This window comes from Thermoplasmata archaeon (genome assembly GCA_035632695.1).
In the GTDB taxonomy this organism is placed as follows: Archaea; Thermoplasmatota; Thermoplasmata; order RBG-16-68-12; family RBG-16-68-12; genus RBG-16-68-12.
Genome location: DASQGG010000021.1, coordinates 1 through 5,161 on the forward strand (window position 1 = coordinate 1; position 5,161 = coordinate 5,161).

The window sequence follows — 5,161 nt, forward strand, 5'->3', positions numbered from 1 at the left end:
ATGCGGTGGCTCGCTTCGGCGTCGTGGTGTACGGGAACCTGCTCCTCGTCGCGGGTCTCATCCTCCTCTCCGTCTTCAGCTTCGTCGGGCTCGGGATCCTAATCACGTCCTTCACCGACAAGGAAGAAACCGCCACGATGGTCATGATGACCCTCATGTTCCCGATGATGTTCCTGAGCGGGGTCTTCTTCCCGATCCAGCAGATGCCCTGGTTCATGCAGGACATCGCGCAGATCCTTCCGCTGACCTACGCGACGACGGCCCTGAGGAAGGTCATGGTCCTCGGCGCGGGGGTGGATGCGGTCTTCCCGGAGATCATGATCCTGCTCGCGTTTGGGGTCGTGCTCCTCGCGATCGCGGTACCCATGTTCCGGAAGGCGATGACCCGCTAAGGTACACGGCACCGACCGGTCGCGCGGCGGCTCATGCGGAGTAGTACGCCTCGTCGTACGGTTCGGGCGGCAGCCCCTTCCGCGTGCGGATGCTCCGCACGACCTCGCCGAGGAGATCCTTCGGCACGGGCTCGAAGCCCGCGTTCTCCGTGGACCAGAGGGCGCGCCCCTGGGTCGCGCTCCGGATCGCGGACGCGAAGCCGAACATCTCGGCGACGGGAGCTTTCGCCTGGATGACCGTGACCTCGCCCTCCTGGTTGATGTCCTCGATCACGCCGCGGCGGCTCTGGATGTCGCCGAGCGCGGCGCCCATGTAGTCCTGGGGCACGTTGATGAAGACCTTCGTGATCGGCTCGAGGAGCGTTCGGCCGCCTTGGACCATCGCTCCGTAGATCGCGTTGCGGGCCGCGGGGATGACCTGCGCGGGACCCCGGTGCACGGAGTCCTCGTGGAGCTTCGCGTCGACGAGGCGGATCTTGAGACCCATCCCCTTCTCCTGCGCGAGGGGACCGCGGTTCATCACTTCGATGAAGGCCTCCTTGATCAGCTCCATGGTCTCGTTGAGGTACTGGATGCCCTTCGTCGCGTCAATGAGCATGTTCTGGTCCTGGATCCAGACGACGTTCTTCGCCTCGTCGCGGTCCATCCCGAGTTCCTCGAGCTTCTTGGCCAGGACCTTCGAGTCCTTGATGCGCTGGCCCGAGGCGATTTCCCCCGCGCGGATCGCCTGGACGACCTTGAGTTCGAGGGGCTCCGCCTCCATGTAGAACCGGTTGTGCTTGTTCGGGGACTTCCCCTCGAAGGGGCCGCCCTTCCCCGTCACGCATTCGCGGTACACGACGATGGGCGGGCTCGTGGTCACCGGTATCTTGTAGTCGTTCTGAACGCGGTAGATCGTGATCTCGAGATGCAGCTCGCCCATCCCGCTGATTAGATGCTCCCCCGTCTCCTGGTTGATTTCGACTTGGATGCTGGGGTCCGCCTTCGCCAGGAGGCGCAGGGCCTCGATGAGCTTGGGGAGGTCGGACGTCGATTTGGCCTCGACGGCCACCGTGACGACCGGCTCGGAGTAGTGGACGATCTTCTCGAAGGGCTGCATGTCCTTGTCGTCGCTGACCGTGGAGCCGGCGACCGCGTCCTTGAGCCCCACGACCGCGACCACGTTACCCGCGTCGATCTCCTCCACGGGGATGCGGTCCGGGCCGACAATCATGGCGACCGTCTGCGCGCGCTGGGGTTTAGGCATCCCGATGACCCAGAGCTCCTGGCCGCGGACAATCTTCCCCGAGTACAGTCGCCCCGCCGCGACCTCGCCCGCCTGGGGATCGACGATGATCTTGGTGACCATGAAGGCTACCGGACCGCTCTCGCCGACGGCGAGCATGGACTTGCCGACGGGGGACTCGAGGTCGCCCTTCCAGATCACGGGGATTCGGACCTTCTGGGCCTCGAGGGGGTTCGGAAGGTGCTTGATCACCATCTCCAGGACCACGTGGTGGAGGGACGCCTTCTTCGCGAGCTCCTTCATCGTGCCCTCCTGGCAGTGCTTGTACACGTCCTTGAACCCGATGCCGGTCTTCTTCGTGAACGGGACCGAGACGGCCCACTTGTGGAACGCGGACCCGAACGCCACGTTGCCCGCCTCCACGTTCAGCGCCCACCTGGTCCCCAGGTCCTCCGGGAGTTGCTTGCGGATGCGCTGGTTGACCTCCGTGATGATCTTCACGAAGCGCTGTTGCATCTGCTCTTGGCTGATCTTGAGCTCGTTCACGAGCCGGTCGACCTTGTTGATGAAGAGGACGGGCCGCACGCGCTCCTTGAGCGCCTGCCGGATCACGGTCTCCGTCTGGGGCATGATGCCCTCGACTGCGTCGACGAGGATGATGACCCCGTCGATCGCCCGCATGGCGCGGGTGACGTCGCCGCCGAAGTCCACGTGGCCCGGCGTGTCGATTAGGTTGATCAGGTACTGTTGGCCGTCGAGCTCGTGGACCATGGACGCGATGGCCGCGTTGATCGTGATGCCACGGGCCTGCTCCTGCTCGTCGTAGTCCATGAACAACTGGGAGCCCGCGAGCTCCTCGGAGATCATGCCCGCGCCCGCGATCAGGGAATCACTCAATGTGGTTTTCCCGTGGTCGATATGGGCCGCGGTCCCGATGTTTCGGATCTGCTCCTTCTTGTGGAGCAGGGTCGAGGCCTTCTTGATGTTGTCTTCCTTGCGTCCCATACGCGTGTCACCTGGGGAGGAATCTCAATGAGATGCCATCGCAGATGGCGGGCCCTAATTAAACCTTCGGTCAGCCCAAGGGAAAGGTCTCATCGCGCGGACGAGGCGACCCGCTCGAGCTCTTCCTTCTTCGCGATCGCGGAGCTTTGCATGTCGCCCTTGGCCGCCAGGAAGATCTCGTCCGCGAGGCACTCCTCGACGGGCTTGCGGTTCTTGAACGTCGCCTGGACCGCGCCGATCGTGATGTTTCGGAGGGCCATGTCGAGCCGCCGCGACGGCGAGATGTCCACGGCCCGCGGCACGGAGATGCCGCCGAACCGCAACCGCGTGATCTCCTCGCGGGGTGCCGCGTGCTCGAGCGCCTCGACGAGCACCTGCACGGGGTTCTTGTTCGCCTTCTTCTCGATAAGCTCGAAGGACGTGCGCACGACGCGATAGGCCTTGGACTTCTTTCCCGTGTAGACCTCGGTCCGCATCATGCCGTTGATCAGCCGCTCGACGATGTTCGCCTTCTGCTTCCCGAAGGGTTTGTTCGCCCAGCGCCCGCCCGTGTGGGGGATGACGATGGGGTTCAGGTTGATGTACTTCGCGAGCCCGAGGTCGTGGACCGCGATGTCCGTGATGTCGTACCTCTCGAAGAGCTTCATCTCGTAGGGAGGCCGCTTCTTCGGTTTCGGGGCTTTCTTCGGCTTCTCCTCGGCCGGGGCCTCGCCCTCCTCAGTGGGCGTCTCGACCGGTGCAGGTTCCGAAGGCGTCGCGGCTTCAGGCGGCGGGGGCAATGGCGTCTGGGGCGGAGGCGCGGGTGGCTCCGGCGTCGCGGGCTCGGGTGTTTCCGGAGTGCCAGTATTCTGCGGTTCCAAGCGACCTACCTCACCGGCTTCTCTTTGCGGCCCCGCACAAGCTCGTCGAGGGAGACGCCGTTCACCTGGATGACCTTGTACCGGACGCCCGGGATGTCGCCGTAGGACCGGCCCATGCGGCCACCGATCCCCTCGACGAGAACCTCGTCGTGCTCGTCGATGAAGTTGATCGCGCCGTCGCCCACGGCGAACGCGGTGATCTGCCGCCCGTTCTTCACGAGCTGTACCTTGACGCACTTCCGCAGGGCGGAGTTGGGCTGCTTGGCCTCGATGGCCACCTTTTCGAGGACGATCCCCTTGGCCTGGGGCGAGCCCTCGAGCGGGTCCGACTTCTCCTTGAGGTGCTGCACGCGGCGCTTGTAGTACCGGTCGGACCAGCGGCGCGTCTGCCGCTCGTCCTTGAGCTTCCGTGCCGCGAACAATCCCCGTGCCAAGCTGGTTCCTCGTAGGGCGGAGTGCGTCCTAATTTGCAGGAGCTATATAAGGATGGTGAACGGCGCGCATGGGATGCCGCCGCGCGGCCGCGTGGCCGCGTGGGGCGATGACGCGGAGGCGTCGGGCACGGTCACTTCCTTCCCGATGCCGCCCGTCTGCGGCCCTCGACCGCCCGCCGCACCAAGCGGACCAGATTCGCCAGGAACCGGTTCTGTTTCTCGAGGTTGGTCCGGAAGATTTCCTCCTCGGAGAGGGCAACGGCCTTCAGCTCGCCGACGTGGGTCTTGGTGAAGTAGAGATACACGGGGATTCCGAGCGCGACGGCGATCGAACCGACGATCTTGTCGACGAGGGATGTGGAGTACAGGAGGTAGAGGCTGATGGCCACCCCGATCCAGGGGAGCACCGCCTGTCCGGGGAGCCCGTGTTCCCCCGGCTTCTTGAGCACGGTGAGCGCGAGACACACCAGGATGTAGCACACGGCGAGGTTGAAGACGGCGAAGGAAATGAGCTGGGTGATGCCGGAGAACACGGAGAGCGCCAGGGCGACCGCTCCCTCGATGAGGATTGCGACGTAGGGCGTCTGGAAGCGCGGATGCACCTTCTGGAGCGACCGCGGCAGCAATCCCTCGGCGGACATCGCATACATGAGCCGGGCGGTCCCGAGCACCTCGGTCTCATCGGTCCCCGACACGGAGGCGAGCGCGCCCACTCCCGTGATCACCGCGCCCGCCGTGCCCAGGAGGGCCGTGCTCACGAGCACGAGGGGGATCGGGGTCTGTGCGAGCTGCGCCCAGTTGACGACTCCGAAGACGGCTACGCTGGTCATCACGTAGAAGAAGATCACGATCGCCATCCCGCTGATCAGGGCCCTCGGGACGTTCTTCTTCGGATTCACGACCTCGCTCGCCGGGAGGGAACCGAGTTCGAACCCCGCGTACGCCCAGAAGATCAGGACCATGGCCGCCCCGAAACTGTCGACGCCTAGGGGTGCAAACGGCGTGTAGTTGCCGACCAGGCGCGGAGTGAGGAGGATGGACCCGACTCCGAGCACGATGATCAGGAGGAGCGGGGCGAGCTTCGCGAGGGTCAGGACGTCGTTGAGCCGCCCTGCCGCCTTGACGCCCACGATGTTCACGGAGACGAACACGATCACGAACAGGACCCGGACCGCGATCTGCGCCGCCGGGCTCAGAGGAACGAAATACTGGAGGTAGTTGGTGAAGACGATCGCGAATACGGGG

Annotated in this window: 5 protein-coding genes; 1 reads left to right on the plus strand and 4 read right to left on the minus strand. The window is 64.8% G+C overall.

What is annotated here, in order from left to right; translation table 11 throughout:
* A partial coding sequence (locus VEY12_01515) for an ABC transporter permease (protein ID HYM38809.1) occupies positions 1–392 on the plus strand: 392 nt, incomplete at its 5' end.
* Positions 393–423: 31 nt separating this feature from the next.
* On the opposite strand, the gene VEY12_01520 is transcribed toward VEY12_01515, so the two are convergent.
* The 4 genes from VEY12_01520 to VEY12_01535 form a co-directional block, all read right to left on the minus strand.
* On the minus strand, positions 424–2,622 hold the full coding sequence (locus tag VEY12_01520; GenBank protein HYM38810.1) for an elongation factor EF-2: 2,199 nt from the start codon (positions 2,620–2,622) through the stop codon (positions 424–426).
* An 89-nt stretch (positions 2,623–2,711) separates the two neighbouring features.
* Entirely contained in the window at positions 2,712–3,482 is a 771-nt protein-coding gene (locus VEY12_01525; GenBank protein ID HYM38811.1) for a 30S ribosomal protein S7, read from the minus strand.
* A 5-nt stretch (positions 3,483–3,487) separates the two neighbouring features.
* The gene (locus VEY12_01530) at positions 3,488–3,916 is read right to left on the minus strand and encodes a 30S ribosomal protein S12 (GenBank protein ID HYM38812.1); all 429 of its coding nucleotides are present in this window, start codon (positions 3,914–3,916) and stop codon (positions 3,488–3,490) included.
* A gap of 131 nt (positions 3,917–4,047) precedes the next feature.
* Positions 4,048–5,161, minus strand: a 1,114-nt coding sequence (locus VEY12_01535) for an amino acid permease (GenBank protein ID HYM38813.1), incomplete at its 5' end; no start/stop codon positions are given.